The organism is Micromonospora sp. M51 (assembly GCF_018070305.1).
Taxonomy (GTDB): Bacteria; Actinomycetota; Actinomycetes; order Mycobacteriales; family Micromonosporaceae; genus Micromonospora; species Micromonospora parva.
In genome coordinates, this window is the sequence record NZ_JAGPXZ010000880.1 from 1 (window position 1) to 2,300 (window position 2,300).

The following is a 2,300-nucleotide window of genomic DNA, read 5'->3' on the forward strand; positions in this document are numbered from 1 at the left end:
GCCAGGTGCGACCCGGAGAGCACGGAGAGCCCGACCAGGTCGACGTCCTCCTCCACCGCGGCGGCCACGATCTGCCCCGCGGTCAACCGGATGCCCTGGTAGACCACCTCGAAGCCGGCGTCGCGTGCACGTACCGCGATCTGTTCCGCACCGTTGGAGTGCCCGTCCAGGCCGGGCTTGCCGACCAGCAGCCGCAGCCGGCCGCTGCCCAGCTCCCGAGCGGTGGCGGTGACCCGCTCACGGACCGCCGCGAGACCCGGCTCCCCGCCGCCACCGGTCGCACCGGCCAGGCCGGTCGGTGCCCGGTACTCGCCGAAGACCTGGCGCAGCGCGCCGGCCCACTCGCCGGTGGTCACCCCGGCCCGCACGCACTCCAGTGTCGCCGGCATCAGGTTGGCGGTGGTCGCGGCGTCCGCGCGGAGCCGGGTCAGCGCCGCGTCGACCACTGCCGCCTCCCGGTCGGCCCGCCACCGGCGTACGCCATCCACGGCGGCCGCCTCGACGGCGGGATCGACCTGTTCGACGGCGCCCGCACCGGCGGCGGTCAGCGGCGAGGGTTCGGTCTCGGTGTACCTGTTGACCCCGACCACCACATCGGCACCGGACTCCATCCGGCGACGACGGTCGGCCAGCGAGGCGACCAGCGCGCTCTTGAGGTAGCCGGTCTCCACGGCGGCGACGACACCGCCCAGTTCCAGCACCTTGTCCAGCTCGGTCCGCGCCCCGGTGACGATGTCGTCGACCAGCGCGGTCATCACGTGCGAGCCGGCGAAGAGGTCGGGATATTCGAGCAGATCCGACTCGTACGCCAGGACCTGCTGCATCCGCAGCGACCACTGTTGGTCCCAGGGGCGGGGCAGGCCGAGCGCCTCGTTCCAGGCGGGCAGTTGGACCGCCCGGGCCCGGGCGTCACGGGACATCGTCACGCCGAGCATCTCCAGCACGATGCGCTGGATGTTGTTCTCCGGCTGCGCCTCGGTGAGGCCGAGCGAGTTGACCTGCACGCCGTAGCGGAACCGCCGCTGTCGGGCGTCGGTGACCCCGTACCGGTCCCGGGTGATCTCGTCCCAGAGCACGCCGAACGCGCGCATCTTGGCGATCTCCTCGACGAAGCGCACCCCGGCGTTGACGAAGAACGAGATCCGCTGGACCACGTCGCCCATCCGTTCGGCGGGCACCTGGCCGGAGTCGCGAACCGCGTCGAGCACGGCGACCGCGGTGGCCAGCGCGAAGCCGACCTCCTGCACGGGCGTGGCGCCGGCCTCCTGCAGGTGGTACGAGCAGATGTTGACCGGGTTCCACCGGGGCATCTCGCGCAGCGTGTACGCCACCACGTCGGCGGTGAGCCGCAGCGACGCCGCCGGCGGAAAGATGTAGGTGCCCCGGGACAGGTACTCCTTGATGATGTCGTTCTGGGTGGTGCCGGCGCAGCGGGTCAGGTCGGCGCCCTGCTCCAGCCCGACGGTGCCGTACAGGGCGAGCAGCCACATCGCCGGGGCGTTGATGGTCATCGAGGTGTTCGTGTCGGCGAGCGGGAGACCGTCGAAGAGCGCCCGCATGTCGCCGAGGTGGGCCACCGGCACACCGACCCGTCCGACCTCACCGGCGGCGAGTTCGTGGTCCGGGTCGTACCCGGTCTGGGTGGGCAGGTCGAAGGCGACCGAGAGCCCGGTCTGCCCCTTCGCCAGGTTGCGGCGGAAGAGGGCGTTGGTCGCCGCTGCCGACGAGTGGCCGGCGTAGGTGCGCATCACCCACGGGCGGTCCCGCTCGGGCAGCCGCCCCGGGAATGCCGTCTCATCCATGGCCGGAGTCTAAGTTACCGTTCAGTAAAAAGGGCTGTGCAAAACCACACAGGTCCATGTCGGGGACGTCCGGGTGTCAAGTTCCCGCAGTGGCGCGGACCGCCACACCCCGGGCACCATGCGGGCCGGGTCAGGACGCACACTGGACGGCATGGATGACGAGCTGGCCATCTCCGTACGAGGGCTGCGCAAGGCGTACGGCGACAACGTAGCGGTGGCGGGCGTGGATCTCGACGTGCACCGCGGCGAGGTGTTCGCGTTGCTCGGCCCGAACGGCGCCGGCAAGACCACCACCGTGGAGATCCTGGAGGGTTACCGGCACCGGGATGCCGGCGAGGTCTCCGTGCTCGGCGCGGACCCGGCCCACCCGGACATCGACTGGCGCTCCCGGGTCGGCATCGTGCTCCAGGGCACCGGCGAGTTCGACGAGCTGACAGTGGCCGAGGTGATTCGGCACTTCTCCGGCTTCTATGCCGACGCCGACGACCCGGCGTAGGT

The 2,300-nt window shown here is 71.3% G+C and carries 1 protein-coding gene and 1 pseudogene; one reads left to right on the plus strand and one right to left on the minus strand.

Annotated elements, in window-relative coordinates; translation table 11 throughout:
- Positions 1-1,802 (minus strand): methylmalonyl-CoA mutase family protein (locus tag KBX53_RS30125; protein ID WP_210863069.1); only part of this gene is annotated, 1,802 nt, incomplete at its 3' end.
- A gap of 151 nt (positions 1,803-1,953) precedes the next feature.
- Here KBX53_RS30125 and KBX53_RS30130 point away from each other — a divergent pair.
- Positions 1,954-2,292, plus strand: a pseudogene (locus KBX53_RS30130) (ATP-binding cassette domain-containing protein); the annotation flags it as partial.
- Positions 2,293-2,300 lie beyond the last annotated feature (8 nt).